This window comes from Mycolicibacterium agri (assembly GCF_002553505.1).
Classification (GTDB): domain Bacteria; phylum Actinomycetota; class Actinomycetes; order Mycobacteriales; family Mycobacteriaceae; genus Mycobacterium; species Mycobacterium agri.
Window position 1 is genome coordinate 1 of record NZ_PDCP01000228.1, and the last position, 961, is coordinate 961.

Annotated in this window: 1 protein-coding gene; it reads left to right on the forward strand. The window is 63.7% G+C overall.

Annotated elements, in window-relative coordinates; all coding sequences use genetic code 11:
* Positions 1–90 precede the first annotated feature (90 nt).
* Complete coding sequence (locus CQY20_RS33930; RefSeq protein ID WP_163700996.1) at positions 91–783, forward strand: helix-turn-helix transcriptional regulator; 693 nt, start codon at positions 91–93, stop codon at positions 781–783.
* The last annotated feature ends 178 nt before the right edge of the window (positions 784–961 follow it).

The following is a 961-nucleotide window of genomic DNA, read 5'->3' on the forward strand; positions in this document are numbered from 1 at the left end:
CAAGCATCCTCAGTAACGCGCCACGGTGGTCCCATCCCCCTGGCAATCAGGTGGTCCCATCACCCTGGCAAGCGACAGGGAACTCGAATCATGAAGAGAGCTGAGCGGTTGTACGCGCTGGTCGATCTGCTCCGGGGATCACGCCGGCCTGTGTCGGCCGCTCGGCTCTCGGAAGAGTTTCAGGTGTCGAAGCGCACGATCGAGCGTGACATCCAGTCGCTGCAGCTCGCGGGGGTCCCGATCTATGCCGATCACGGTGTGTCAGGCGGATATTCGATTCTGCGGGAGCACTCACTACCGCCGTTGAACCTCACGGTGTCGGAGTCGCTGGCGGTGCTCGCGGGGCTAGGTCTGCTGGAGACTTCGCCATATGGCGCAGCGGCGCGACGAGCGCGGGCGAAGATCCTCGCGATCAGCCGAGAAGATCAGCTCGCCCCAATCGATGAGGCGTTGACGTCGATGTACGTCATCGACGCCGAGCCGCCGCCCGAAGCAGCGGCCTCGTTGATTCCGGAAGCGATCGCCGCGCGCCGAGTCGTGCGGTTGCAGTACACCTCCGAGGACGGCGAGACCCACACCATCCGTGACGTGGAGGCCATGGGTGTGCTGCGCGGAGGCGATGCTTGGGTGTTCGTGGGGTGGTGCCGGCTGCGCGAAGGCATCCGCGGATTTCACCTCGACCGCATCCGGCACCTTGAGATCACCACGGAGGTGTTTCCCGAGCGGGATCCTGCAGTGCTGGACGCGGACCTGTCACGCTGGCGTACTCGACGGCTCGGTTAGGCAACGATCCATACCGCCAGATCAGGACCCGCGCAATGGTTTTCGCCCCCATGGCTAGCTAACTGGAACGAGCGCATCGCTATCCCGGTATGCGCGCACTTCACCGCAACTTAGAAGGGTGGGGGTTTGTTGCGTTCGGTGATGCGGGGGTTGTTGAGTTTGCGTTCGGCGTGGATGC